This is a genomic window from Hydrogenophaga sp. UC242_53 (genome assembly GCF_042696965.1).
In the GTDB taxonomy this organism is placed as follows: Bacteria; Pseudomonadota; Gammaproteobacteria; order Burkholderiales; family Burkholderiaceae_C; genus Hydrogenophaga.
This window is the reverse complement of sequence record NZ_CP170552.1, coordinates 710331-735125: the sequence shown is the minus strand read 5'-3', so window position 1 is coordinate 735125 and position 24795 is coordinate 710331. Positions and strand designations below refer to the sequence as shown.

At 66.3% G+C, this 24795-nt stretch carries 20 protein-coding genes, 1 tRNA gene and 6 pseudogenes; 15 read left to right on the top strand and 12 right to left on the bottom strand.

Features of this window, described 5'->3' with window-relative positions; genetic code table 11:
* Position 1 precedes the first annotated feature (1 nt).
* The 4 genes and pseudogenes from ACFJI0_RS03880 to ACFJI0_RS03865 all read right to left on the bottom strand — a co-directional run.
* A complete protein-coding gene (locus ACFJI0_RS03880; RefSeq protein WP_382325492.1) occupies positions 2 to 862 on the bottom strand; it encodes a Ku protein in 861 nt (286 codons plus the stop codon).
* A complete protein-coding gene (locus ACFJI0_RS03875) occupies positions 859 to 1095 on the bottom strand; it encodes a hypothetical protein (RefSeq protein WP_382325490.1) in 237 nt (78 codons plus the stop codon). The genes ACFJI0_RS03880 and ACFJI0_RS03875 overlap by 4 nt, the downstream gene beginning before the upstream one ends.
* A 103-nt stretch (positions 1096 to 1198) precedes the next feature.
* Positions 1199 to 2806, bottom strand: a pseudogene (ligD, locus tag ACFJI0_RS03870) (DNA ligase D); the annotation flags it as partial.
* A 232-nt stretch (positions 2807 to 3038) separates the two neighbouring features.
* A pseudogene (locus ACFJI0_RS03865) lies at positions 3039 to 3377 on the bottom strand (DNA polymerase ligase N-terminal domain-containing protein); the annotation flags it as partial.
* Between the two features lie 143 nt (positions 3378 to 3520).
* Between ACFJI0_RS03865 and ACFJI0_RS03860 the strand changes: the two are divergent.
* The 4 genes from ACFJI0_RS03860 (at position 3521) to ACFJI0_RS03845 (ending at position 7027) form a co-directional block, all read left to right on the top strand.
* A complete protein-coding gene (locus tag ACFJI0_RS03860; RefSeq protein WP_291121812.1) occupies positions 3521 to 4156 on the top strand; it encodes an L-threonylcarbamoyladenylate synthase in 636 nt (211 codons plus the stop codon).
* Between the two features lie 63 nt (positions 4157 to 4219).
* Positions 4220 to 4888, top strand: a complete 669-nt coding sequence (locus tag ACFJI0_RS03855) for a site-2 protease family protein (protein ID WP_382323497.1) — start codon at positions 4220 to 4222, stop codon at positions 4886 to 4888.
* Between the two features lie 7 nt (positions 4889 to 4895).
* The gene (locus tag ACFJI0_RS03850; RefSeq protein WP_382323496.1) at positions 4896 to 6188 is read left to right on the top strand and encodes a tryptophan--tRNA ligase; all 1293 of its coding nucleotides are present in this window, start codon (positions 4896 to 4898) and stop codon (positions 6186 to 6188) included.
* 245 nt (positions 6189 to 6433) lie between these two features.
* On the top strand, positions 6434 to 7027 hold the full coding sequence (locus tag ACFJI0_RS03845; RefSeq protein ID WP_204732508.1) for a response regulator transcription factor: 594 nt from the start codon (positions 6434 to 6436) through the stop codon (positions 7025 to 7027).
* 43 nt (positions 7028 to 7070) lie between these two features.
* Here the strand turns inward: ACFJI0_RS03845 and ACFJI0_RS03840 are convergent, their stop codons facing one another.
* Positions 7071 to 8504, bottom strand: coding sequence for a sensor histidine kinase (locus tag ACFJI0_RS03840; protein WP_382323495.1), 1434 nt, complete (start codon positions 8502 to 8504; stop codon positions 7071 to 7073).
* A gap of 105 nt (positions 8505 to 8609) precedes the next feature.
* Between ACFJI0_RS03840 and ACFJI0_RS03835 the strand changes: the two genes are divergently transcribed.
* Positions 8610 to 8700, top strand: a tRNA-Ser gene (locus tag ACFJI0_RS03835).
* Between the two features lie 61 nt (positions 8701 to 8761).
* Here the strand turns inward: ACFJI0_RS03835 and ACFJI0_RS03830 are convergent.
* Genes ACFJI0_RS03830 through ACFJI0_RS03815 form a run of 4 tightly spaced genes read right to left on the bottom strand, consistent with a single transcriptional unit; the run spans position 8762 to position 12735 of the window.
* Positions 8762 to 9532, bottom strand: a complete 771-nt coding sequence (locus ACFJI0_RS03830) for an enoyl-CoA hydratase/isomerase family protein (protein ID WP_382323494.1) — start codon at positions 9530 to 9532, stop codon at positions 8762 to 8764.
* Between the two features lies 1 nt (position 9533).
* Positions 9534 to 10496, bottom strand: a complete 963-nt coding sequence (locus ACFJI0_RS03825; RefSeq protein WP_382323493.1) for a Bug family tripartite tricarboxylate transporter substrate binding protein — start codon at positions 10494 to 10496, stop codon at positions 9534 to 9536.
* 26 nt (positions 10497 to 10522) lie between these two features.
* Complete coding sequence (locus ACFJI0_RS03820) at positions 10523 to 11548, bottom strand: NADPH:quinone oxidoreductase family protein (protein ID WP_382323492.1); 1026 nt, start codon at positions 11546 to 11548, stop codon at positions 10523 to 10525.
* Positions 11545 to 12735: a CaiB/BaiF CoA transferase family protein gene (locus ACFJI0_RS03815; RefSeq protein ID WP_382323491.1), complete on the bottom strand. Its 1191-nt coding sequence runs from the start codon at positions 12733 to 12735 to the stop codon at positions 11545 to 11547. The genes ACFJI0_RS03820 and ACFJI0_RS03815 overlap by 4 nt, the downstream gene beginning before the upstream one ends.
* Before the next feature lie 155 nt (positions 12736 to 12890).
* Between ACFJI0_RS03815 and ACFJI0_RS03810 the strand changes: the two genes are divergently transcribed.
* The 4 genes and pseudogenes from ACFJI0_RS03810 (at position 12891) to ACFJI0_RS03795 (ending at position 17081) form a co-directional block, all read left to right on the top strand.
* Positions 12891 to 14057 (top strand): acyl-CoA dehydrogenase family protein, encoded by a 1167-nt coding sequence (locus tag ACFJI0_RS03810; protein ID WP_382323490.1) that lies wholly within the window; start codon positions 12891 to 12893, stop codon positions 14055 to 14057.
* Positions 14058 to 14064: 7 nt separating this feature from the next.
* Positions 14065 to 15138, top strand: a complete 1074-nt coding sequence (locus ACFJI0_RS03805) for a hypothetical protein (RefSeq protein WP_382160781.1) — start codon at positions 14065 to 14067, stop codon at positions 15136 to 15138.
* Positions 15135 to 16303, top strand: a pseudogene (locus ACFJI0_RS03800) (CaiB/BaiF CoA transferase family protein). Before ACFJI0_RS03805 ends, ACFJI0_RS03800 begins: the two are co-directional and overlap by 4 nt.
* A 79-nt stretch (positions 16304 to 16382) precedes the next feature.
* Complete coding sequence (locus ACFJI0_RS03795; protein WP_382325488.1) at positions 16383 to 17081, top strand: TetR/AcrR family transcriptional regulator; 699 nt, start codon at positions 16383 to 16385, stop codon at positions 17079 to 17081.
* A gap of 76 nt (positions 17082 to 17157) precedes the next feature.
* Here ACFJI0_RS03795 and ACFJI0_RS03790 read toward each other — a convergent pair whose 3' ends face one another.
* Positions 17158 to 18042 (bottom strand): LysR family transcriptional regulator, encoded by an 885-nt coding sequence (locus tag ACFJI0_RS03790; protein WP_382323489.1) that lies wholly within the window; start codon positions 18040 to 18042, stop codon positions 17158 to 17160.
* A 153-nt stretch (positions 18043 to 18195) separates the two neighbouring features.
* Here ACFJI0_RS03790 and ACFJI0_RS03785 point away from each other — a divergent pair, with 153 nt between their 5' ends.
* The 4 genes and pseudogenes from ACFJI0_RS03785 to ACFJI0_RS03770 all read left to right on the top strand — a co-directional run bounded on the left by ACFJI0_RS03785 (position 18196) and on the right by ACFJI0_RS03770 (position 20449).
* Positions 18196 to 19212, top strand: coding sequence for a Bug family tripartite tricarboxylate transporter substrate binding protein (locus ACFJI0_RS03785; protein ID WP_382323488.1), 1017 nt, complete (start codon positions 18196 to 18198; stop codon positions 19210 to 19212).
* Positions 19154 to 19540: pseudogene (locus ACFJI0_RS03780) on the top strand (isocitrate lyase/phosphoenolpyruvate mutase family protein); the annotation flags it as partial. The gene ACFJI0_RS03785 and the pseudogene ACFJI0_RS03780, both read left to right, overlap by 59 nt.
* 64 nt (positions 19541 to 19604) lie before the next feature.
* Positions 19605 to 20111, top strand: a complete 507-nt coding sequence (locus ACFJI0_RS03775; RefSeq protein ID WP_382323487.1) for an oxaloacetate decarboxylase — start codon at positions 19605 to 19607, stop codon at positions 20109 to 20111.
* A gap of 32 nt (positions 20112 to 20143) precedes the next feature.
* Positions 20144 to 20449, top strand: coding sequence for a YciI family protein (locus ACFJI0_RS03770; protein ID WP_382325486.1), 306 nt, complete (start codon positions 20144 to 20146; stop codon positions 20447 to 20449).
* Positions 20450 to 20463: 14 nt separating this feature from the next.
* Here ACFJI0_RS03770 and ACFJI0_RS03765 read toward each other — a convergent pair whose 3' ends face one another.
* On the bottom strand, positions 20464 to 21336 hold the full coding sequence (locus ACFJI0_RS03765) for a LysR family transcriptional regulator (RefSeq protein ID WP_382323486.1): 873 nt from the start codon (positions 21334 to 21336) through the stop codon (positions 20464 to 20466).
* A 467-nt stretch (positions 21337 to 21803) separates the two neighbouring features.
* Here ACFJI0_RS03765 and ACFJI0_RS03760 point away from each other — a divergent pair, with 467 nt between their 5' ends.
* On the top strand, positions 21804 to 22505 hold the full coding sequence (locus tag ACFJI0_RS03760) for a Bug family tripartite tricarboxylate transporter substrate binding protein (protein ID WP_382323485.1): 702 nt from the start codon (positions 21804 to 21806) through the stop codon (positions 22503 to 22505).
* A pseudogene (locus ACFJI0_RS03755) lies at positions 22505 to 23740 on the top strand (sulfatase-like hydrolase/transferase); the annotation flags it as partial. The gene ACFJI0_RS03760 and the pseudogene ACFJI0_RS03755, both read left to right, overlap by 1 nt.
* A gap of 240 nt (positions 23741 to 23980) precedes the next feature.
* Here the strand turns inward: ACFJI0_RS03755 and otnI are convergent.
* Positions 23981 to 24785, bottom strand: a pseudogene (gene otnI, locus ACFJI0_RS03750) (2-oxo-tetronate isomerase).
* Positions 24786 to 24795 lie beyond the last annotated feature (10 nt).

The following is a 24795-nucleotide window of genomic DNA, read 5'->3' as shown; positions in this document are numbered from 1 at the left end:
TTCAGGCCCGCCGACGGGCCGGGGCGGTTTTCTTCGCCGTGGCGGCCTTGGGGGTGCCACCCTTGCGACCGGCCAGGCTGCGCGCCAGCAACTCGGTGAGATCGACCACGTTCGACGGTGCCGCCGCTTCGGTCGCGTCTTCCAGCGGCGTCACGGTCTTGGTGTCGCCGGCCTTCACCTTCTGCCGCACCAGGGCCTGCACCGCGCTGACAAACCGGTTCTCATAGGCCTCCGGGTCCCAGGGACCGGTCATGTCGCTGATGAGCTGCGTGCGCATCTTGAGCTCGGCCGCCTTTACGCCCGCGGCCGACTTGCCGGCCGCCGGGAGTTTCAGGTCCTCCACCGGCCGGATCTCGCTGGCCCAGCGGATGGTGTTGAGCACCAGCGCAGGCCCCATGGGAATCAGCGCGGCCAGGTGTTCCTTGGTGTGCATCACCACGCGCGCAATGCCGATCACGCCAGCCTGGGCCATGGCCTCGCGCAACAGGGCATAGACCTTCTCGCCCTTGCCGATGGGCTCCAGGTAGTACGGCTTCTCCAGCAGCAGGAACGGGATCTCGGCCGCCTGCACGAAGGTCTCGATCTCGATGGTCTGCGTGGACACGGGGTAGGCGGCCTTGATCTGCTCGTCGCTCACGATCACGTACTCGCCATCGTCCTGCTGGACGCCCTTGACGATGTCGTCGCCCTTGATCGGCTTGCCCGTGCGCTTGTTGATGCGCTGGTAGCCCACCGGGTCCATGGAGCGCCGGTCCAACCAGTCGAAGTCGATGCCGCTGTCCTGCGAGGCGGGGTACAGCGCCACCGGCACGTGCACCAGACCGAAGCTGATGGCGCCTTTCCAGATCACGCGCGGGCTCATGACGGGTACCCCAGCAGCTTCATGGCCGGCGTGAGCGAGCGCGCGGACCGCGCATAGCCGTTCCAGGGCCGGTTGCCGATGGGTAGGCGCTCGGCGATGTTGCGCACGTGCCAGTGGTCGCTGCCGCGCAAGGCCGGCAGCTCGCTCCAGTCCAGCGGCACGGACACGCCCATGCCCGGGCGCGCGCGCGCCGACCAGGCGCTGACGGTGGTCGCCCCGCGCCCGTTGCGCAGGTAGTCGACAAAGACCTTGCCGACCCGGTTCTTCGGCCCGCTCTTTGCGCACGAAGCGCTGCGGAATGGTCTCGCTCATGTGCCGCACCACGGCCTGCGCGAACCCTTTCACGCTGTCCCAGTCGTGCTGCTGGCGCACCGGCACGACCACGTGCAAGCCCTTGCCACCGCTGGTCTTGAGGAAGCTCACCAGGCCCAGGTGGTCCAGCAGCGAATGCGTGAGCTGCGCCGCTTCCTGCACCTGCGCCCAGGCCACGCCTTCCCCTGGGTCGAGGTCGAACACGATGCGGTTGGGCTTCTCGAAGGTGCGCGCGAACGCGTTCTGGGTGTGGAACTCGACCACGTTCCATTGCGCCGCCGAGAGCAGCCCGCGCCGCGTGGCCACCGCCACCCAGGGGTCGTGGCCCGGGTCCAGCGCGGGATCGAGCTGCACCACGCCGGCCATCTTCATCGACGGCGGCACATGCTTCTGGAAGAACAGCTCGCCCTCGATGCCCGAAGGCGCGCGCATCAGGGCCACCGGCCGCTGCCGCAGGTGCTCGATCATCAGCGGCCCCACGGTGGCGTAGAACGTGACCAGATCGAGCTTGGACACGCCGGTGCTCGCGTCGATCACGCGCTCGGGGTGGGTCACGCGCACCGATGAAGGCGCGGGCGGCTTCTGCGCCGGCACGGGCGGGTTGCCCGGTTTGCGCACCGGCGCGGGCGAGTCGTTCGGCTTGGGCACGTCCACCTCCCGTTCCACCGCTGTTGCGGCCTTGTCTTCGCGCAGCCCCACGAACACCGCATGGCGGATGTGGCCCGCGTGTGTCCAGTCCGAGAAGGCCACCTCGGCCACCAATGAGGGCGTGACCCAGTGGGGCCGGCCCGCCAGTGTCGCCTGGGCGAACGGGCTGGTCCGCCGCTCCAGGGCTTTGAGCTTCCGGTGCAGGCTGGACAGGGTGCCGGTGTCGAAGCCGGTGCCCACGTTGCCCACATGCCGCAGCGAGCCGTCCGCCTCGTGCAGGCCCAGCAGCAGGGCGCCAAAGCCGGTGCGCGAGCCCTTGCCCTCGGTGAAACCGCCGATCACGAACTCCTGGCGCTGCCCGCACTTGAGCTTGAGCCAGTCGGTGCCGCGCGTGGACCGGTACGGGGCGTCCTTGCGCTTGGCGATCACGCCCTCCAGGCCGAGCCGGCAAGCCGACGTCAACACGCTGGCGGCGGACTCCTCGAACACCGCGCTGAAGCGCACCGCATCACCGCCGGGGTGGTCGCGCAGCAGGCGCTCCAGCACCGCGCGGCGCGCCACCAGCGGCGCGGCCCGCAGATCGTGGCCGCCCACGTAGGGCAGGTCGAACAGGTAGAACACGACGGCCGAGGTGCGCTCGTTCTCCAGCGACCGCTGCAGCGCGCCGAAGTCGGGCAGGCCACTGTCGCCGAACACGACGATCTCGCCGTCGTACCAGCCCGGCGGCAGGTGCCTGTCCTGCAGCGCCTGGTGCAGCGGCCGCAGGCGGTGCGTCCAGTCGTGGCCATTGCGGGTGAACAGCTTCACCTCGGTGCCTTCGATGCGCGCCAGCATGCGGTACCCATCGAACTTGATTTCGTAGAGCCAGTCCGCCTCGGCGGCGGGTGGGCTTTCCGAGCGCGTGGCGAGCTGCGGCGACAGGGTGGCCGGCAGCGCGGCCGGCACGGCTTGGGGCGGCCAGTCGGCCGTGTCCTTCGATGGCATGCCTTGCGAGGCCACGCTGTCCGGCGCGGCGTCGACCACGCTGAACTCGTCCGCGGGCCGGGCAAAGGCGTCGCGCTCCTTGATCAGCAGCCAGGCGGGCTTTTTCTCGTCGCGCGTCTTCATGCGCACCAGCGCCCAGCGCCCACGCAGCTTGTGGCCCAGCAACTCGAACTTCAGGTTGCCGCTGCGCAGCCCGGCGTGGGGGTCGCCCTCGGGCGCCCACACCCCCTTGTCCCGAGACGATGACCTTGCCCGCCCCGTACTGCCTGGGCGGAATCGTGCCTTCGAAGGCGGCGTAGGCCAGGGGGTGGTCTTCCACCTCGACCGCCATGCGCTTGTCACCGGGGTCCAGGCTGGGGCCCTTGGGCACGGCCCAACTCTTCATCACGCCGTCCAGCTCGATGCGGAAGTCGTAGTGCAGCCGGCTCGCCCAGTGCTTCTGCACCACGAAACCCAGCGCCTTGGCCGCGCGGCCGACCTCGCCCGGTGGCTCCGGTGTGCGCGCGAAATTTCGCTTGGCTTTGTACCGCTGCAGCAGGTTGGAGGAGGAGGAGGAGGTGTTGGCCGCCATGCACGTTCCAGGGCAAATGGCGCGCCCGCTGCCCCGACAGAGGACGGCCAAGGGAGCAGGCCGCGCCGCACACCGCCTTTGCGGCAATTTCTGCTGTCTCCCCTGGTGTGTGTCGATTGCGCCGAGCGGGTCACAATGTCGGCATGTCCCAGTATTTCGAAGTCCACCCCGAGAACCCGCAGCCGCGCCTGCTCAAGCAGGCGGTGCAGTTGCTCGAACGCGGCGGCGTGCTCGCAGTGCCCACCGATTCGAGCTACGCCCTGGTCTGCCACCTCGACGACAAGGCCGCGGCCGACCGCCTGCGCCGCATCCGCCAGGTGGACGACAAGCACCACCTCACCCTGCTCTGCCGCGACCTGAGCGAGCTCGCGAGCTACGCCAAGGTGGACAACCGGCAGTACCGCCTGCTCAAGCTCGCCACGCCCGGCCCCTACACCTTCATCCTCGAAGCCAGCAAGGAGGTGCCGCGCCGCGTGAGCCACCCCTCGCGCAAGACCATCGGCCTGCGCGTGCCCGAGCACAAGACCCTGCAGGCCCTGCTGGACCTGCACAACGCCCCGCTGCTGGCCACCACGCTGATCCTGCCCGACGAAACCGACCCGCTCAACGACGCGCAGGACATCCGCGACCGGCTCGAACACGACCTGGCCGGCGTGATCGACGCCGGCGCCTGCGCGCTGGCGCCCACCACGGTGGTCGATCTCACGCCCATGGGCACCGGCGGCGAACCCGAGGTGGTGCGCACCGGCCAGGGCGCCCTGGCCCGCCTCGGCCTCTGAGCCGTCCCCACCGGGCGGCCCGCCCAGTCTGGGACAATACCCGTTTGCCCGCCGCGCCCCACCATGGATTTCGCCCAGATCGTTCAAACCGTCGCTCTCTACGCCATCCCGGTGCTGTTCGCCATCACCCTGCACGAGGCGGCGCACGGTTACGTGGCCCGGCACTACGGCGACAACACCGCCGAGATGATGGGGCGCATCACGCTCAATCCGCTGAGCCACATCGACCCGATCGGCACCATCGCAATGCCGCTGCTGCTGTACTTCGCCACCTCCGGCGCCTTCCTGTTCGGTTACGCCAAGCCGGTGCCGGTGAATTTCGGCCGCCTGCGCAACCCCAAGCGCGACATGATCTGGGTTGCTCTGGCCGGCCCGGGCGCCAACCTGGTCCAGGCCATCGCCTGGATCGTGCTGTTCTATGTGCTGGTGGCCATCGGCGTGGAAGAGCCCTTCTTCCTCAAGATGTGCGAGGCCGGCCTGAAGGTCAACCTCGTCATGTACGCCTTCAACCTGTTCCCGCTGCCGCCGCTGGACGGCGGCCGCATCCTCGTCGGCCTGCTGCCCTGGAAACAGGCCGCCCTCGTCTCCCGCGTCGAGCCCTGGGGCTTCTTCATCGTGATGGCCCTGGTCATCACCGGCGTGGTCGGCACCTTCTGGCTGCTCCCCCTCATGTCGCTCACGCAAAGCGCCATCCAGGTGCTGCTCTCCCCCCTTCGCATGCTGCTGTTCTGATCCCGCCATGAAAACCCACCGCGTCCTCACCGGCATCACCACCTCCGGCACCCCCCACCTGGGCAACTACGTCGGCGCCATCCGCCCGACCGTGCGCGCCAGCCGCCTGGCCGAGGTGGAGAGCTTCTACTTCCTGGCCGACTACCACGCGCTCATCAAAGTGGGTGAGCCCGCCCGCGTGCAGCGCTCCACGCTGGAGATCGCCGCCACCTGGCTGGCCTGCGGGCTCGACCCGGAGAAGGTGACCTTCTACCGCCAGTCCGACATCCCCGAGATCCCCGAACTCACCTGGCTGCTCACCTGCGTGACCGGCAAGGGCATTCTCAACCGCGCCCATGCCTACAAGGCCTCGGTCGACAAGAACAACGCCGCCGGGGAAGACCCCGACGCGGGCGTGACCGCCGGCCTCTTCATGTACCCGGTGTTGATGGCGGCCGACATCCTGATGTTCAACGCGCACCAGGTGCCGGTGGGCCGCGACCAGATCCAGCACATCGAGATGGCGCGTGACATGGCGTCCAGCTTCAACCACCTCTATGGCGAGCACTTCACGCTGCCCGAGGCGGTGACCGAGGACCATGTGGCCCTGCTGCCCGGCCTGGACGGCCGCAAGATGAGCAAGAGCTACGACAACACGATTCCGCTGTTCGTGCCGCGCGAACAGCTGCGCAAGCTCATCATGGGCATCGTGACCGACTCGCGCGCGCCCGGCGAACCCAAGTCCACCGAAGGCTCGGCGCTGTTCCAGCTCTACCAGGCCTTCGCCTCGGCCGACGAAACCACCGCGCTGGCCCAGGCTTTCGCCGAGGGCATCGCCTGGGGCGACGCCAAGCAGACCCTGTTCGAGCGCCTGGATCGCGAGATCGCGCCGCTGCGCGAGGTCTACGACCAGCTCATCCAGGACTCGGCGCGCATCGAAAAAACCCTCAAGGCCGGCGCCGACAAGGCCCGCGCCATCGCCACGCCCTTCACCGCCCGGCTGCGCGAGGCCGTCGGCCTGCGCCGGCTCGACAGCGCGGTGTCGGCCACCACCACCAAAGCCGCCAAGGCGGCCGCGCCGGCGTTCAAGCAGTACCGCGAAAGCGATGGCCTGTTCTATTTCAAGCTGGTCGACGCCGGCGGGCAGCTGCTGCTGCAGAGCACCGGATTCGCTTCGGGCAAGGAAGCCGCCGGCGCCATTGCGCGCCTTCAGCAGCAAGGCAGCCAGGCCCTCGACGGGTTGCAGGCGCAACTGACCACCCGGGCCGACCCTGCGGCACTGGCCCAGGCCCTGGCCCATTTCGGCCCCGACAAGGCATAAGTGTCCGCCCTGTGTCACCCCTGTTCAAGCTTTGATACACAATCGGGGCTTGCAGTGCACCCCGAGAACGTGTTCTTCTGACCTCGATCCCCCGGCGGCGTTGAGCCCCTCGGCTCAAATACCCCCGGGTGTTGGGTTCCAAAAGTAAAAAGAACGACTGCATTGGCCCGTTATTGGCTATCGCCAAACACGTGCATTCTCGATATGCTGTCAACTCGACCTCCGTTATTACCGGCCCGCCAGACATGAGTATTTTTGTTATCGACGACCACCCGCTGATGCGCGAAGCCGTCGTCATGCTGTTGCGACGCCTGCGTGCTTCCACGCAGGTCGTTGAACTTGAACGTCTGGCGGCCGTGAGCAAGGCCATCGCCGAGCATGGCGAGCCCGAGCTGGTCTGCCTCGACCTGAAGCTGCCCGACACCAACGGCGTCTCGGGCGTGCGAGAGGTGCGCCAGATGCTGCCCGACACGTCCCTGATCGTGCTCTCGGCCTCGCCCTCCTCCGACTACGAAGACCTGGCCCGGGAAGCCGGCGCCGATGCCTACGTGGAAAAGTCCGCCGGTGCCGCCCAGATCGCCAAGGTGCTGCGCGAGTTCCTGGCCGATGAGGTGGAAGACGAAAACGCGCCCACCATCCCCGACAAGCTCTCCAAGCGCCAGAAGCAGCTGCTGGTCATGCTCGACCGGGGCCTGAGCAACCGCGACATCGCCGAACAGCTGCAGATCAGCGAACACACCGTCAAGGTGCACCTGTGGCGGCTGTTCCGCCGCCTCAACGTGAAGAGCCGTTCGCAGGCGAGCCACCTGGCCCGCACCGCCGGCCTGCTCGACCTCTGATCACCCTCCTGGCCCGCCCCAACCGGGCGGCCAGGCAACCTCCTCAGAAACCGGAGTTGACGCCCGAGGCCGTCGGGTGCGCCTCCAGCGGCTCGCGCTGGGTGAAGTCGGGCAGCATCACGCGGAACACGCTGCCCCGGTTGCGCCCCGAGTTCAAGGCGAGCTGGTAGCCCATCAGCGAGGTGAGCTTGGAGACGATGGTCAGGCCCAGGCCCAGGCTGTCCTCGGTGCCCTGGTGCTGCGACACCCGGAAGAACTCCTGGAAGATCGCCTGCTGGTGCTCGCGGGCAATACCCACCCCCGTGTCCCACACCTCGAACACCAGCATGTCCTCGCGGTGGCGCAGCCCGAGCAGCACGCCGCCGTGCTGCGTGTGGCGCAAGGCGTTGGACACCAGGTTGCCCAGGATGCGGCGCAGCACCACCGGGTCGGACCAGATCGTGCAGGGCCGGGTGTGCGTGCGCAGGCGCAGCGACTTGCCCACCGCCACTGGCTCGAACTGCAGCGACAGGTCGGCAAACAGTTTTTTCACGTCCACGTGCTGCAGGCGCACCTTGTAGTTGCCGGCGTCGATGCGGGTCAGGTCGAACAGGGAGTCGAACAGCTCATTGATCGCCCGCGTGGACTGCAGGATGCGCGGCGCGATGTCGCGCGCCATCTCCGGTTCGGTGGCCAGCCAGTCGGCGTACAGGCTGAGCGCGTGCACCGGCTGGCGCAGGTCGTGCGCGGCCGAGGCGAGGAAACGGTTCTTGGTCGCCACCGCCCGCAGCGAGGCGCGGGTCTGCAGCGTCAGCGAATCGATCAGCTCCTGGTTGGAGAACTGCAGCTCGAAGCTGGAGCGGTGCACCTCGTGCAGGCGCCGGCCCGCCATGATCAGCAAGCCCCAGAAGACGAACAGCAGCGCCATCAGCACCAGGCCGATCTGCACCGCTTCGGGCTTGTGCAGCATCCACAAGGTGTTCCAGGCCAGCCCGACGAACACCGAGAAGATCAGGGCATTGGCGTACTGGCGGAACACCGGCAGGTAGGCGCTGAAGGCCGTCAGGGTGAGCAGGCCCTGGCCCAGCACGACCAGCCCGCACACGAACTGGGTGGCCTGGGTCGATTGCTGGTAGCTCAGCATCACCGGGCCACCCCAAAGCAGCGCCATGGCCGTCCAGGACCACTGGTAGCGCTCCACGAAATTCATGCGCTGCGGGCCTTCCAGGCTGTCGTGGCGCAGCCGGTAGATGCCGATCAGGCGGTAGCGCATCACCAGCATGACGAGCGTCAAGCTTGCCCACACCGCCAGCGCGATGGTGTTCGCCTGGCCGGCCATGAGGTAGACCAGCACCGGCAGGGAGAGCACCCCCGCCAGCAGCGAGGGCCCCATGTTGTCCATCAGGACCCCGATGAGTTGGGAATTGACCCAGTGGTCGCGCACTTCGGGCGAAGCGGGCACATGCTGGTAGGTGGCGGGTTGGGTATCGACGAGCATGAAGGACCAGCGGACAGGCGATGGCGCATTGTCTCACCCGGCCTGCCCGAACCACCTGCGGCAAACCCCGCTCCGCAGCCTGCTAGAATCTGAGGCTTCGAACACGGAGAGGTGGCAGAGTGGTCGAATGCGCGGGACTCGAAATCCCGTGTACGTTTTCAACGTACCGTGGGTTCGAATCCCACCCTCTCCGCCACCCCTTGATGACGCTCAAGGGGTCGCGACCCGTTCAGACTCCCTACGAGACAGGCACGGCCTTAGCGGCCAAGGAATCTGGGCTTGCGCTTTTCCACAAAGGCGCGGCTGCCTTCGAGCCGATCTTTAGAGATGTACGGATTCGGGCCTACGTTCAAGCGCAAGGCTGCCGAGGCCGGCAGTCCGATGCTCTTGAAGCTGACGGCCTTCATGCGCTGCACCGTCAACGGTGCGTTGTCCGCGATCTGGGTTGCCAGCGCACGGGTCCGCTCGATGAGCTCGGCCTGAGGCACCACGTGGTTCACCAGGCCGATCCGCTGCGCCACCTCCATGTCGACCAGTTGCCCGGTGTACAACAGTTCCAGGGCGATACCTCGCGGGACCAGCAAGGGCAGGACCACACTACCGAAGTTGGCCCCCATCCCCACCTTGGCTTCCGGCAGGCCCATTCTTGCGCCTTGCGCCGCGATCCGGATGTCGCAAGCAAGCGCGAGTTCGCACCCGCCGCCGGCGGCGACGCCGTTGATGGCGGCGATGGTGGGCTTGGACATCTCCAGCACAAGCTCATTGAGGTTTCGCTCCCGTCCGCCCATGGGGTGCGCCATGCGGCCGGCAGCGTCGAGCTCCTTCAGGTCCACGCCCGCGGAGAACGCGCGCTCACCGGCGCCGGTGTAGACGACGACCCGAACCTGCGGATCGTCGTCCAGCCTGAGCGAGGCCTCCGCGAGCTGGGCGAACGTGGCCTTGGCGAACGCGTTCATCCGCTCGGGCCGGTTGATCGTCACCCAGGCCACATGTCCGTCGACGCGGACCTCAACGCCACCGTCGGCCATGTCAGTTCTCAGGCTCCAGGCCGGCAGCCTTCATCACGGGCAGCCAAACCTGGCGCTCGCGCTCCGCGAAGGTCGCGAACTGCTCGGCGGTCAGGTTGCTGGGCGTCACGCTCGCGTCGGCCATGCGCTTGCGGGTCGCCGGCTTCGCAGAGGCAGCGCGCAGCGTTTCATTGAGGGTCCGCACCACGTCGTTGGGCGTGTCTTTCGGCGCCCACACCGCATACCAGGCCGTGACGTCGAAGCCGGCCATGCCGGACTCGGCGATGGTTGGCACATTCGGCAGTTCGGGCATGCGCTCCTTGGTCGAGACCGCCAAGGCCCGCATCTTGCCGCCCTTGATCTGCGTGATGACACTGGGAGCGGTGGAGTACATCATGTCGACGTGTCCACCGAGCGTGCTGGTCACCGCCGGCGCGTTGCCCGAGAACGGGACATGGGTCATCTTGATCTTGGCCAGGCTCGCGACGCGCTCACCTGTGAGGTGCGGCAAGGAGCCCAGCGCGCCAGATGCGTAGGTGATGTCCTTCGTCTTGGCCGCTTCGAGCACGTCCTTGAAGCTCTTGTACGGGGACGCTTCGGCTACGACGACCAGGATCGGCGACGAGCCCAGGATGCCGACGGGCTTGAAGTCCTTCATGGCATCGAAGGACAGCTTCCGGTACATGCCCTCGTACATCACGTGCTGTGACGTGTTCGCGAGAAGCGTGTACCCATCCGGTTTGCTGGTCGCGACGTACCGCGCACCGATCGTTCCGGCGGCGCCCGCTCTCTGTTCGATGACCAGGGGCTGCCCGATGATGGCCGAGAAATCCTCGCTCAGCAGACGTGCGAAGGTCTCTGTTGCCCCGCCGGCGGCATAGGGCGAGACCAGCATGATCGGGCGGGACGGGTACTTGTCTTGCGCGTGCGCGGCCCCGATGAGGGCTAGCAGCGGAATGGCGCACAAGGCTCGGCGAATCAACATGGTGTCTCCTTCTGGGTTCAGGTGGTTTACGAGGCTGACGGCGCAGTCTCTTGCTGTGGCCGCATCAGGACGCGGCCGATGACCTCGCGAGAGGCAATCATTTCGAGGGCCTCGCGAAAATTGGCGAGAGGAAGGACAGCGTGCGCACGGGGGCGCAGCTTCTGCTCCAGGACCCACGCGAACAGTTGGGCGTAGGTGCGCCGCAGCCTGGTGTCGTTGGTGGCCGGCACCGGGTGCTTGCCCCAGCCGAAGTAGTAGCCCCAGTACACCCCGATGATGGTGATGTTCTTGACCAGCACGATGTTGGCCGGGATGGTCGGGATGGTGCCGCTGGCAAACCCCATGGGAATGATGCGCCCGTCGGGTGCGATGCATCGCAGCGAGAGGTCGAACGTCTCGCCTCCGACCGGGTCGTAGATGACGTCTGCGCCGCGGGCATGGGTGGCCGCGAGGACAGCCTCCCGCCAGTTGTCTGTCCGGTAGTTGATGGCGAGATCCGCACCATGGGCCCGCGCGATCGCCGCCTTCTCTTCCGAACCTGCCGTGGCAATCACGCGCGCCCCCAACGCCTTGGCGACCTCGATGGCCGCCAGGCCACTCCCGCCGCCTGCACCATGAACCAGCACCACTTCACCAGGCTCGACCTTCGCCCGCCAGGCCAACGCACCGAACGCGGTGCCGTAGATCGTGGGGATCTGCGCGCCCGTGTCGAAGCTCACCCCGTCAGGCAGGGCGAACACCGTCTCTTCGGGCGCAATCACTTCCTGGGCATAGGCTCCGGACTGAACCCCCGCGATGACCCGGTCGCCGATGGAAAATCGCGATGCGCCTTCTCCCACTTCGGTGATCACGCCGGCCAGTTCGGTGCCGGGAATCAGTGGCAAGGGCGCCTTGTTCTGGTGCTTGCCCTCCATGACCAGAAGGCTCGCGAAGCTCGCGCTGCAGGCTTCCACCCGGATGCGCACGCATCCCGGCCGGATCGTTGGCGAAGGCACCTCCTCCAGCCTGGCGGCGCCGAGGCCGCCGTACTCACGGCACACGACGGCTTTCATCGGGCCTCCCGGGCTGCGCCGGCAGCGATGAGCTGGTCTGCCTGCTGCGGCGAATAACCGCATTCCGCGAGGATTTCGCGCGTGTGCTCGCCCAGCCTCGGCGTCGGCCTGGTCGGTCCCGTTGGCGTGAGAGACCAGTTGCTGGTCTTTGCGACCGTCCGGATGGCGCCCTCGCTGGGGTGCTGCAGTTCCTGGAAGAACCCCGTCTTGATCAAATGCGCATGCGACATGAGGGACTGCACCGTCTCCAGCTTGGCCACCGGGATGTCGGCCTCCTGCAGCAGGGCGATCCACTCGTCCGTGGGTCGCTGCTTGAGCAGTGAGGCAACGATGTCGTAGAGCGCCTCGAGATGCCGGGTGCGGCTTGCCACCGTCGTGAAGCGCTCGTCGTCCATCATCTCGGGCTGGCCGGCGGTGTGGAAGAAGGTGCGCCACTGCTTGTCCGTCAGGACCATGAGGCAGATGGAGCCGTCGGTGGTCGGGAACGGCCGCCGGATGGACACGTACCGCTGGAAGATGGGCGGGCCCAGGGAGGGCTCGAACGTCAGTCCTGCCATGTGGTCGGCGAGGACGAGCGCTGCGATGGTCTCGAACATGGGGACTTCGACGCATTGGCCCTGACCTGTGCGCAGCTTGTGCACCATGGCACCCAGCGCGGCGTTGGCGGCGCAGATGCCGGTCACCCTGTCCGCGACGGCAATGGGCGCGTAGCGCGGCGGCTCGCCAGGCGCGTGGAGCAACGGGATGCCTGCAACGGCCTGGATCAGGTCGTCATAGGCGGGCTTGTCGGAGTCGGGCCCACCGGCCCCGTAGCCCACGATGCTCACGTAGACGAGGCCAGGCCTTTCCTTGCTGAGGCTCGCGTAGTCCAGGCCCAGGCGCGCCATGGCCTTCGGTCGCGTGTTGCACACGACGATGTCGCAAGTGCCCGCCAGGCGAACAAACGCCTCTCGTGCGGCGCCCTCCTTCAGGTCGAGAACGATGCTGCGCTTGCTGCGGTTCGTGTGCAGGAACATCGCCCCCATGCCGTCATGGCGGGCGGGGCCCATGCCGCGGATGGTGTCGCCGTCAGGCGACTCCACCTTGATGACATCGGCCCCCATGTCACCCAGGATTTGTGTCGCGACCGGCCCTGAAAGGGCCGCGGTCGCGTCCAGCACTCGAATTCCAAGCAATGGTCCAGTCATGACATCCTGCGTATGTTTTCAACATACTAACAAGTATCTTGTGAGTTTGGCAATAGGTGCATTGCTACATAGACCCATTGCATAGGAATCGATGAAGCCGTAAGATACCAATCAGTATTCATCGGCGCACGGCGCCTCAAAACACGGAGAAACAGATGTCGGTCTTATGGGAAATGCCGCTGGAGGATGAGTCGCTGCGTTGGCAGGGTCTCGCGCAGGAACTCACCGCGAAGCACTTCGCGCCGGCCGCCGATGCCATCGATCGCGAGCAGCGCTATCCGATCGAGCACCTGGACCCGCTGCGGGAGTCCGGCATCTCGGGCATGTTTCTGCCCAAGGCCTATGGGGGTGGTGGCGCGTCTCTCGTGTCGCTGGTCGCCGTGGTGGAGGCCATTGGTGCTGGCTGCGGGTCGACCGCGGCGATCATGGCGGCGCTGTCTCTTGGCGCCTTCCCGGTGCTCCTTGGCGGCAACGAAACGCAGAAGCAGGCATTGCTCGGGGGGCTGGCCCGCAAGGGGGAGGCGGTCAACTTCGCGTTGAGCGAGCGTGGCGCCGGATCGGACGCGGCGGCGGTCGTGACCACGGCCGTCCGTGAAGGTGACGGCTGGCGCATCCGGGGTGAAAAGTGCTGGCTCGGGAATGGTGGGCACTCGACGCACTTCATCGTGTTTGCCCGCACGGGCGAAGAAGGTGCGCGGAACAACATCACGGCGTTCTGGGTGCCCCGGTCAACGGCGGGCGCGGTCGTCGACTTCTACGAAGACAAGATGGGCATTCGCGGCACGACGACGACGAACCTGAAGGTGGACGTCTGGGTGCCACAAGAGAGCATGGTCGGCGAGGAAGGGCAAGGGTTGAAGCTCGCGCTGTCCACGCTCAATGTCGGACGGATCGTCGTCGCGGCGCAGGCGCTCGGCATCGCCCTGTGCAGCTACCGGGCGGCCGCCGAGTTCGCGGCGTCGCGCAAGACCTTCGGCAAGTCGATCATCGACCACCAGGGCGTTGGTTTCATGATGGCCGACGCGGCGACAAGCTTCTCTGCCGCGCGCATGATGGTTTTCGAAGCCGCGAAGGCCTACGACGCGGGCAAGGACGTCAGTGCGCTCGGCGCCATGGCCAAGCTCTTCTCCACGGAGGCTTCCCACGAGATCTGCGACACGTCGATGTCCGTGCTGGCCGGTCGAGGCTACGTGAAGCCGAATGTGGTCGAGCGCTGCTATCGTGACCAGCGAATCACGGAAATCTACGAGGGCACCTCGGAGATCCAACGGCTGGTGATCGCCCGGGCGATCAAGCGCGAAGCCTCGGCTTCCCACTCCTGACGCAACGATGAAATCCACCTCGAAGATGCCGCACGACCCTTCCATCACAGAGCAGTCCGGTGCATGGCGCGCCGTCGCTGAGCTCTATCACGCCTACTTCACGGGCATCGTGCTTTTCGCCGTGTCTCGACTTGGCACGGCCAAAGCGGAGGAGCTGGTCCATGAGATTTTCTGCCGCCAACGGCGTGAGCGGTTTCTGCCAGGGCTGAAGAAGCTCGGCATCGACCAGCTGCCGCCCGCCGTCGCTGCCGCGCAGTACCACTACCTCTCGAACCACATCGGCGGCGTCTCCGTGGAGTTCATGCCCGAGACCGAACGCAAGGCCTGGATCCGGTACGCCGCGCCGCGGTGGATCTGGGCGGACACCGCGCTGTGCGGCATTCCGCCCGAAGTCTCCAGGGCGATGCTCCTGGGCTGGCACGCCCAGAACGGCACCATGTTGAACAACCCGCGCCTGGGTTTCGTGTGCACCAAACAGACGGTCGATGGCCAATCGGGCCTCGAGGGCTACTACTTCGAGTACGACCGCGACCTGGCGCCGCACGAGCGGCTGCGCTTCGCCCGGCACGAGGATGCACCGGACTTCGATCCCCAGAAGGCGCCGAAGCTGCCGACCCAGACCTGGCCCCAAGAACGCCTGGACAAAGCGCATCGCAACTACGCGATGGAGTACGTGCGCTCCGCGTTCCCCACCGCGCTCGCCTTGTGGGGACCCGACGAGGCCTCTTCGCGCCTTCGATTGGCGGCCAAGATGATCGGCATGCAGTTCTACCACGCGACCTCGCGCCGGCTCGGCGAGGACTTCGGGACGGACGCCGCTGGCTTTGGCCGCTTCCTCCAGTCGATCGCGCTCGCTCACGGTGACAGCGCCGATCTGACCCGCACCGGCGGTGGCTGGGAGGTGAGGCAGCAAGGCTGGGCATTCCGCGAAGGGGTGGCCGAGTGGGACCCCGGCCTGGACCTCGCCTGGAATGGCCTTTTCGAAGGGGCCTTGCAAGCCCACAACCGCCGGCTCTCCCTGGGTTTCGCGCACCAGGAAATCCATGGCGGGCACGAGCTGCGCTGGAGCATCCAGGAATGACGACACACACCGAGAACACTTCGCAACCCGGATTGGGCGCGCTGGCGGGACTGAAGGTGGTCGATGCGGCGCGCGTGCTCGCCGGCCCTTTTGCGGGGCAGATCCTGGGGGACCACGGCGCGGACGTGCTCAAGATCGAGAGTCCGGAAGGCGACGAGTGCCGCGGTTTCGGCCCTCCCTTTGTCAACGGGCACTCGGCCTACTTCAACGCCGTCAACCGCAACAAGCGCAGCGTCGTGCTGGACCTGGGAAAGGCGGAGGAACGGGATCGCCTCTACGCCATGTTGGAGACGGCCGACGTCCTGCTCGAGAACTTCAAGCTCAGCACGCTGCAATCCTGGGCATTCCCAACGTCCAATGGTTCACCGAGCGCTACCCGCGCCTGATCCACTGCCGCATCACGGGCTTCGGCGATACCGGACCCTACGGCGGGCTGCCAGGCTACGACGCCGCCGTGCAGGCGATGGCGGGGCTGCTCTCGATCAATGGCGACCAAGGCGCTGAGCCGGTGCGCATCGGCGTGCCCGTCGTCGACCTCACCACCGGCATGAATGCGGCGATGGCGGTCTTGCTGGCCCTGCAGGCCCGCGCCCGGACGGGCCGGGGCCAGATGGCGGACGTCAGTCTCTACGACTGCGCGGTGTCGGTGGCGCACCCCTTCCTGAGCAACTACCTCCATTCGGGCAAGGTGCCGGGCCCAACGGGCAACCGGCACGCCAATATCGTGCCCTACAACGTGTACAAGACGGCCTCCTACCCCCTGTTCATCGCCGTGGCGAACGACCGGCTGTTCGCGAAGCTGTGCACGCATCTGCAGACGCCCCACCTGCCCACGGACCCGCGTTTCGCGACGAACACGCTGCGGGTCGAGAACCGCGAGGCGCTCGAAGTGGCGTTGTCCCGGGCTTTTTCCAAGGTGGATGGTGACGAGTTCGGCAAGCGGTTGCTGGCGGACGGCGTGCCGGCCGCCCCGATTCTGGACATCGCCAGCGTTGCGGCCTCCGAGCACGCCCAGTACCGGCAGATGGTGGTTCGCCAACCCGACTATGTCGGTCCCGGCATTCCGATCAAGCTCTCCGACACGCCAGGGAGCATTCGCAAGGGGACGCCCCCTCTGGGAAGCACGACGCTGGAGCCCGATGCCGACCCGTTCGACCAGGCCTGATGCTGTCCGCGCCCGTAGTAGGATCGACGATCCTGCGCGCGTGGAGAGAGGGCATTTCGTGGAACTTCCGGACAACATCATGGGTTGGGTGGATACCGACTACGAGTCGATGCCGGCGACGCAACTGGCCCTTCTCGATGCGGCGGCGAGGGCCTTCACGAACTTCGGATTTGCGGCCGCGTCCATCGATGTCATCGCGGCCCAGATCGGTGCCACGAAGGGCAGCGTCTACTACCACTACCGCAGCAAGGCCGACCTGTTCTTTGCCGTGCACAAACGTGCGATGGTGCTGAACCTGCGCGCGCAGTTGCCGGTGGTGCAGGACCAGTCGCTGGACCCTGTCCAGAAGCTGCAAAGCATGTCCTATCGGCATGCGATGGTGATGATGGAGCACTTGCACTACCAGCGGGTCACCGTCCAGGGCGTGGAGCTTCACCAGTCCACCACGACCAGCGCTTCGGAGAGGGAGGCTCTGAAGGAAGTCGTTGCGATGCGCGATGCCTACGAGCACCTGTTCGAGAACGTGCTTCGGGAAGGCATCGCGGCCGGAAGTCTTGCGGCCGTGGAGCCCTCGCTGGCCTCCAAGGGCATTCTGGGTTCGCTGAACTGGATCACGGTCTGGTACCGGCCCCGAAAAGGCGACACGTTCTCTTCGCGGCACCGAATCGCCGAGCAGCTCGCCAAGCAGGTCACCCATGGCGTGTCGCGCGAGGCCCCGCCGCTGGTGGGCGCGGTGACCGCGCGACCGCACGGCCAGCAGGCCGACAGCAACGGTTGAACGGCGCCGCATCCCACCGCTCAGGTCGGCCTGGTCGGCCCCCCAACACGAACATCGGCGCAGCGAGACCGAAGACTCAGGCAGACAGCATGTCGATCAACCAAGACGTGCCAGGATCATCGGCGAACGACCGGCCCATCGCGATCTGATGCCGGAAGGGCTCCAAGGCGAATGGCACGGCCTGCAGGGACCAACGCGCTTCCTGCCGTGCGATGAGGTCTTTCGGCACGGTCAGGATCAAGTCGGTCGATGGAAGCAGGCGCAGTGCCGCCTCGAAATGAGCGGCGACAAGCCGAATGTTCCGCTCCTGCCCCAAGCGGCTCAGCGTCTGGTCGATGACCCCGAAGGACCCGGGCTGCACCAGCACCTGCAAGTGCTCCGCCGCCAGATACCGATCCAAGGTGAGTCGGCGTTTGAAGGCGGGATGGCCCGCGCGCGCGACGCAGACATAGGGAACCTCCCTCAGGGTCTTCACGGCGATGGCATCGTCGGCGCTGTTGAGCACACCCAATGCCAGATCCAGCGCCCCGGATCGGATCATGTCCGCCGCGTGCGTTCGCCCCACGTGCGTCAGTTGAATGCGCACGAAAGGCGCCTGCGCAAGGATGCGGCCAAGCACAGGTTCGAGGATCGCGACGGCGGCGTGGTCCGAGCAACCGATCTGATAGTGCCGCCGGGAGCGCGCGGGATCGAATGCGCTGGACATCGCAAACACCCGCTGAGCCCGCACCAGAATCGCCCGGACTTCCTGCTGCAAGGCCACGGCCTTGGGCGTGGGCACCATGGCGTGCCCGCGCCGGACAACGATCTGGTCGCCGCAGGCCTGGCGCAAACGCGTCAGCGCATGGCTCACCGCCGGTTGGGTCAATGCCAGGCGGTCCGCCGCGCGCGAGACGCTGCGTTCGCTGAGCACCGCATCGAATACCACCAACAGGTTGAGATCGAGCCGTCGAAGGTCCATGAATCCATTATGCATTCCATTCATTGATGAAGATGGAAAAGCATCATTGGACCGTATTCTCCGAAATATCTACATTGGCTGCACCTTCTGAAGAAGGTCTATTCATGGTGCGCATGAATATCAGACCAACACCCATCCTGGAGACAAGCAGCCATGAACCGCAAGACCCACCCTCCATCGCCAGCGGCGGCGAAAGGCAGGCGCAGCCTGGCCACCGTGTTCTGCACAGCCGTGCTGTGCGCACTGCTGGGTGCGCACGCGCAGGCCGCCGATTGGCCCGATCGCCCCATTCGCATCGTGGTGCCGTTCGGCGCGGGCGGCAGCACCGATGCGCTCGCCCGCATCCTGGCAGAGAAGCTGGGTGGGCTCGTCGGACAGACCGTCGTCATTGAAAACCGCGCGGGCGCGGCCGGCGCCATCGGCGCACAGGCCGTGTCCAAGGCCGCGCCCGATGGCACCACGTTCCTGCTGGCGACAAGCAGCACCCATGCGGTGCTGCCCCACCTGCGCCCGCTGCCCTACGACGCGATCAAGGACTTCACCGCGATCGCGCGCATCGCCTCGGCGCCCAACGTGCTCATGGTCAGTCCTGCACTCAAGGTCGCCACCGTCAAGGATCTGGCGCAACTGGCGGCCTCCCGCGAAGGCGGACTGACCTACTCGTCCAGCGGGAGTGGCACCGTCACGCACCTCATCGCGGCGGACTTTGTCCAGCGCGCGGGCATCCGCGCTCGGCACATTCCCTACAAGACCGGCATTCAAGCCCTGCCCGAGCTCAACAGCGGACAGATCGACTTCACCTTCGACAGCATCGTCTGGGCCCTGCCCCAGGCGCAGGCCGGCAAGATCAAGGCCTTGGCCATCGGCAGCCCGGAACGATCGCCGTTGGCCCCCGATCTGCCGACGATGCGTGAGGCGGGATTCGCGGGTTTCGACGGCACGACGTGGTTCGCGCTCATGGGGCCGGCGGGGATCCCCCCGAAGATCGTGGCGGAGCTCAATCGCCACATCAACGCGGCGCTGCGCGACCCCGACCTGCGAGCCCAGTTTGAACGCCAGGGCGCCGAGGCTTTGGGCGGCACGCCGCAGGACCTGGAGAAGCTCGTTCGGGATGATGGCAGCCGATGGGCCAAGGTCATCACCACGGGCAACATCAAGATCGAACAGTGAAAAAGAAGGTACCGCTCAAGCCATGACCACACCAAGCACGTCCATGCCCCTCCACTTCCGCGATCTGGTCGCCAGCGAACGCCCGCTGGTGCTCCCCGGAGCCCACGATGCGATCTCCGCCCTGCTCATCCAGCAGGCGGGCTTCAAAGCCTACTTCATTGGCGGTTTCCCCCTGGTCGGCGCTCGATTCGGCCTGCCCGACATCGGCCTGGCGACGCTGGGGGAAATCGGTGCGGGCGTGCGCGACATCCTCGCGGTGTCCGACCTGCCCGTGCTGGTGGACGTCGACAACGGCTACGGCGACGTCAAGAACGTGGTTCATGCGGTGCACACCTACGAGAAGATGGGCGCCCAGGCCCTGTTCTTTGAAGACCAGGTCTCTCCCAAGCGGTGTGCGCAGCATCGCCGGCAAGGAGCTCCTGCCCTGCGAGGAAATGGAGCGCCGCATCCGCGCCGCCGCGGAGCAACGCCGCGACCCCCGCACCTTCATCATTGCCCGCACCGATGCCCGCGAGGTCTACGGCATGGACGAGGCCTTGCGACGCGGCGAACGCTACGCCCAGGCGGGTGCCGACGGCCTGTTCATCGAAGCCCCCGAGTCGGTGGAAGAACTCGCGCTCATTGGCCGACGCCTGGCAGGCGTGCCCCTGATGGCCAACATGCTCGAAGGGGGGCGCACCCCGATCCTGCGCCCGCAGGAACTGGAAGATCTCGGGTTCCGCATCGTCATCTACGGCATTTCGCTCTTGATGCGCAGCGTGCGCGTCATGCAGGAAAGCCTTGCCGACATCCGCAGCGGCGAGCTGAGGCTGGTGGGCACCGGCGTTGGGTTCGAGGAGTACAAGACGATCGTCGGGTTCGATCGCTGGTCGAACATCGAATCCCGGTACGGCGGATAAAGAAGACGGCGGTCCACAAGCAGAAGGCGATCATGATTTTTGTTTTTCACTTGCTGGATCGGCCCGGCGCTGCGGCGCTTCGTGAGGCGATGCGGCCATCGCACAAGGCGTACCTGGCCCAGGTGGCCGATCGCATCGCATTTGCGGGCCCCCTGACAAGTGACGAGGGTGCCGCCATGGTGGGCAGCCTGCTGGCCATCGACTTCGAGAGTCGCGAGGAAGCGATGCGCTGGCAGCGCAACGAGCCGTTCACCCAGGCGGGCCTCTACGCAAGCGCATCGGTCCATGCGTTCGACAACCTGTGGCCGCAGCGGTGTGGCTATCCCCCTTTGGGTTGAACCCCTGAGGCGCGCTACCAATCGGCACGCGGCGTCTTGTGGACCAGCTGAAGGAAGTGCGCCGCCTGCTCGGACATGGGGCGGTCACTTCGCGTGACGCTGCCGTAGGAGGCCAGGCGGTTGCGCATCCTGTACTTCACGATCCCCAACATCCCCTTCTTCGAGAAGCCTTTCGCGACCGACTGCGGCAAGGCCGAAATCATCTGTGTGCGGGAGATGAGATGCACGGTGATCAACGTGGACGACGTTTCAAGAAGCCCGCGCGGAAGCGCGGCATGGTGTTCCCTGAACTCCTGAGCGACGACCTCCCTCATGGGTGAGCCTTCCTGCTGGAACACCCAGGGAAACTGGCTGATCTGTTCAAACGAGGGGTTGCGCACCTTCGCCAGCGGATGGCCCGGCGCGCACACCACGGCGATGTCCTCCTCCGCCAGCGGCCGAAAGATGTACGCACCGCCGCCGGGGGGAACACGGCCGATGACCGCATCGAGTTCCCCGTCGTCCAGCCGACCCATCAGCTCATCGCTGGTCCCAACCGCGATGTTGATGGACAGCAGCGGAAGATCGCGCATCAGCTTTTCGATGGCGCCGGTGAGGTAGGTGGGCGACGCGGCCATGATGCTGCCCACCGACACCCTGCCCGAACTCCCCAGCTTCAGCTCATGCAATTCGCGGTGGAGTTGTTCCAGCGTGCCGCGCATGCCGCGAAAACTCAGCAACGCGCACCGCCCGGCCGCGTTCATCTGAATCGTCCGTCCCACACGTTCAAAGAGCTGCTGCCCCAGAGACTGCTCCAGCTCATGGAGCATCTTGGTGGCCGCGGGTTGTGTCATCCCCAAGGAGGATGCCGCCGCACCCAAGGTCCGATGCTCATCGATGGCCAGCAAAGGGCGAGTTGCCGCATCCGCAAGCGGTTCATCAGCAGTTCAATCTGCTTGTGGTCGGACATCTTCCTCATAGCCACCAGTTATCAGACAATCAATTATTTTCATTTTACGGGCATCAATGAGAAACCGATGATGCCCATCGAAAGAGACACACCCGAGTGGGTGAAGGAGACAAGGAATGGCTTTCATGAAAACTGGCCGGGCACACCGTCGATGCGTTCTCGCGATGGCGGTCACCCTGGTCGTCGGCACCGCGCTGGCGCAAGACAAGTACCCGTCCCGCGCGATCCGGATCGTGGTGGGCTCGGAGGCCGGCAGCGCGCCGGACACGCTGGCCCGAGCCGTGGCCAACGAGATGGCGCCGCTGCTGGGCCAGGCGGTCGTGGTGGAGAACAAGGCAGGCGCCGCAGGGACGATTGGCGCGGCCCTGGTGGCAGGCTCCCCGGCCGATCGCCGGCACCTTGCTCATGGGCACCGTGTCGAACGTCGCGCTGGCGCCCTCCTTCTACCCGGTCAAGTACGACCCGAACAAGAGCTTCACGCCCATCGGCATGGTGGCCTCCGTTCCTCTGGTGCTGGTGACGTCCCCGAACCTGGGCGCCGCCACCTTTGCGCAACTCAAGGAGAAAGCCCGGCAGAGCCCCGCCGGGCAGTTGACATACGCCTCTCCAGGCGTGGGTGGTCCGCAGCACCTGGCGGGCGTCCTGCTGCAACGATCGATGGGGGCCGAAATGCTGCACGTGCCCTACAAGAGCGGCGGCGCGGCCATGGTCGGGGTGTCCGCGGGCGACGTGAACATGGCGTTTGCCGGCATCCCCGCCGCGGCGGCATTGGCCCAATCCAAACGGGTTCATGCCCTGTTCGTGACATCCGAGAAGCGTTCATCGGCGCTGCCTGAGGTGCCGTCGGCGGCGGAGGCCGGCCTGCCCGACTTTGTCATCGACAACTGGCACGCGCTCTTCGCCCCGGCCAACCTGCCCTCGCCCATCCGCGCCGTGCTGGAAGCCGCGCTGCAGAAATCGCTGCAGGTGCCCGCGGTGGTGAGCCAGTTCCAGAAAGGCGGCGCGGAGGCGGCGCCAGGCACCGGGGCGCAGCTGGGTGCGATGGTGGCCTCGGAAACCCTGCGCTGGTCCAAAGTCGTCACCGACAACAAACTCAAGGCCGAGTGATGACCGAACCGAATTTGCTCATCATCATGGACGACGAGCACAACAAGAAGGTGCTCGGCTACAACGGCCACCCCCTGGTGAAGACCCCGAACCTGGATCGGCTCGCCAGAGGCGGAACGGTCTACGAGAACGCCTACTCCAGCTCGCCCATCTGCGTCCCCGCCCGTGCGGTGTTCGCAACCGGCCAATACGTCCACGACAACCGATGCTGGGACAACGCGATCGCCTACAACGGCGACATGCCGAGCTGGTCGCACCTGCTGCGCGATGCCGGCCATACCGTCACGTCCATCGGGAAGCTGCACTACACCGGTGACGACGTCGACGGCGGATTCACCGAGCAGATCATTCCGATGCACATCGAAGCCGGTGTGGGTGATCTGTACGGCTTGATCCGGTCCCCCTTGCCGACCCGCCATCAATCCGCCGATCTGGCGCGCAGCATCGGCCCTGGTGAAAGCAGCTACACGCGCTACGACCGGGACATCACCACCCGGACGATCGATTGGTTGCGCACCACGGGGCGCCGCGCCCACGACAAGCCGTGGGTCTTGTACGCGTCGTTCATGTCGCCTCACTCGCCCCTGATCGCGCCACCCGAGTACTTTGCGATGTACCCCGTCAGCGGGATTCAGGTACCCACCAAGCGCGTTCCACTGCACCCGTGGATCAAGGCCTGGAATGACTGCTACGGATTCGATTCGTACTTCGAAAGCGACGAGAGAAGGCGCGTGCGCATTGCGTCCTACCTGGGTCTTTGCTCCTTCCTCGATGCGAACGTCGGGAAGATCCTCCACGCACTGGAGGAAACGGGCCTGGCTCACAACACGCGCGTGGTCTTTCTTTCCGACCACGGGGACAACCTGGGTTCCCGCGCCCTGTGGGGAAAATCGACCATGTACGAGGAGTCCGCTGGCGTCCCCCTGATCTCATCGGGGCCGGGTGTCGCCGCGGGCCGCAGGGTCAAGACGCCCGTCTCCCATGTGGACTTCTTCCCCTCCATCCTGCAATGCGTGGGCCAGGAAGGCCTGGTTCCGGCGCACCTGCCCGGCCGCTCGATTTTCGACATCGCGGATGCGCCCTGCGACGCGCAGCGCATCGTGTTCAGCGAGTACCACGCGGCCGGCGGGGTGAGCGCGGCGTACATGCTGCGCCAGGGCCGATACAAGTACATCCACTACACGGGGTTTGATCCCGAGCTGTTCGATCTGGAGACCGATCCCGAAGAGGTGATGGACCTCGGGACATCGCCGTCCATGGCGGCGGTGCTCGCGGGGTTCAGGCAAGCGCTGGACGCCATCTGCGATCCGCAGGCCACGGACCTGGCGGCCAAGCGGGACCAGCAAGCGCTCATCGAGGCCCACGGTGGCGCGGAAAAGATCTGGCCAGAGGCGGCAGCAGCTACACGCCCATCCCCGGCGAGCCCGTGCAACTCATCGGCAACCAGGCCTGAGGTCCACGTTGGCCGCCACGGATCAGGCGCGCATCCACTGGAGGCCCGCCGAGGTGCCGTTGGCCACGGCACCTCGGCGGGGCCTGTACTCGCAACCGATCCAGCCGTCCCACTGCCCTGCCGCGACCATCTCGTCGATCAGATCGAACAGGTAGGCAAAGTTCACTTCGCCGATGTCGGGTTCATGGCGTTGCGGCACGCCGGCGATCTGCAGGTGGCCCACGCGCCCGGTCGGCAGGTACTGGCGCAGCTTCATCGCCAGATCGCCTTCGACGATCTGGCAGTGATACAGGTCCATCTGCACCTTGAGGTTCGACAGCCCGATCGTTTCGACGATCTGGTGCGCGTGATCCTGGCGGTTCAGGAAGAAGCGGGGGAATGTCCCGTGGGTTGATGGGCTCGATGAGCACGTCGCGCCCCACCTGGGCCGCCTGTTCGGCGGCCCAGCGCAGGTTGCCCAGGTAGACCGACTGCACATCTTCGCGCCGTGCGCCCTCGGGCATCAGGCCGGCCATCGCATGCAACCGGGGACAGTCCAGCGCCGCCGCGTATTCGAGGGCCTGGTGCACACCCGCCCGGAACTCGGCCTGGCGGCCGGGCAGCGAGGCCAGGCCGCGCTCGCCCGCGTCCCAGTGGCCGGGCGGCATGTTGAAGAGAACCTGTTGAAGCCCGTTGGCCTTCAATCGGGCGGCCAGTTCCTGCACGGGGTAGGCATACGGGAAAAGGTACTCGACCGCCTGGAATCCGTCTTTCGCGGCGGCTTCGAATCGGTCCAGAAATTCGAGCTCTGGGTAGAGCATGGAGAGGTTGGCGGCAAAACGGGGCATGGGGTCGGAC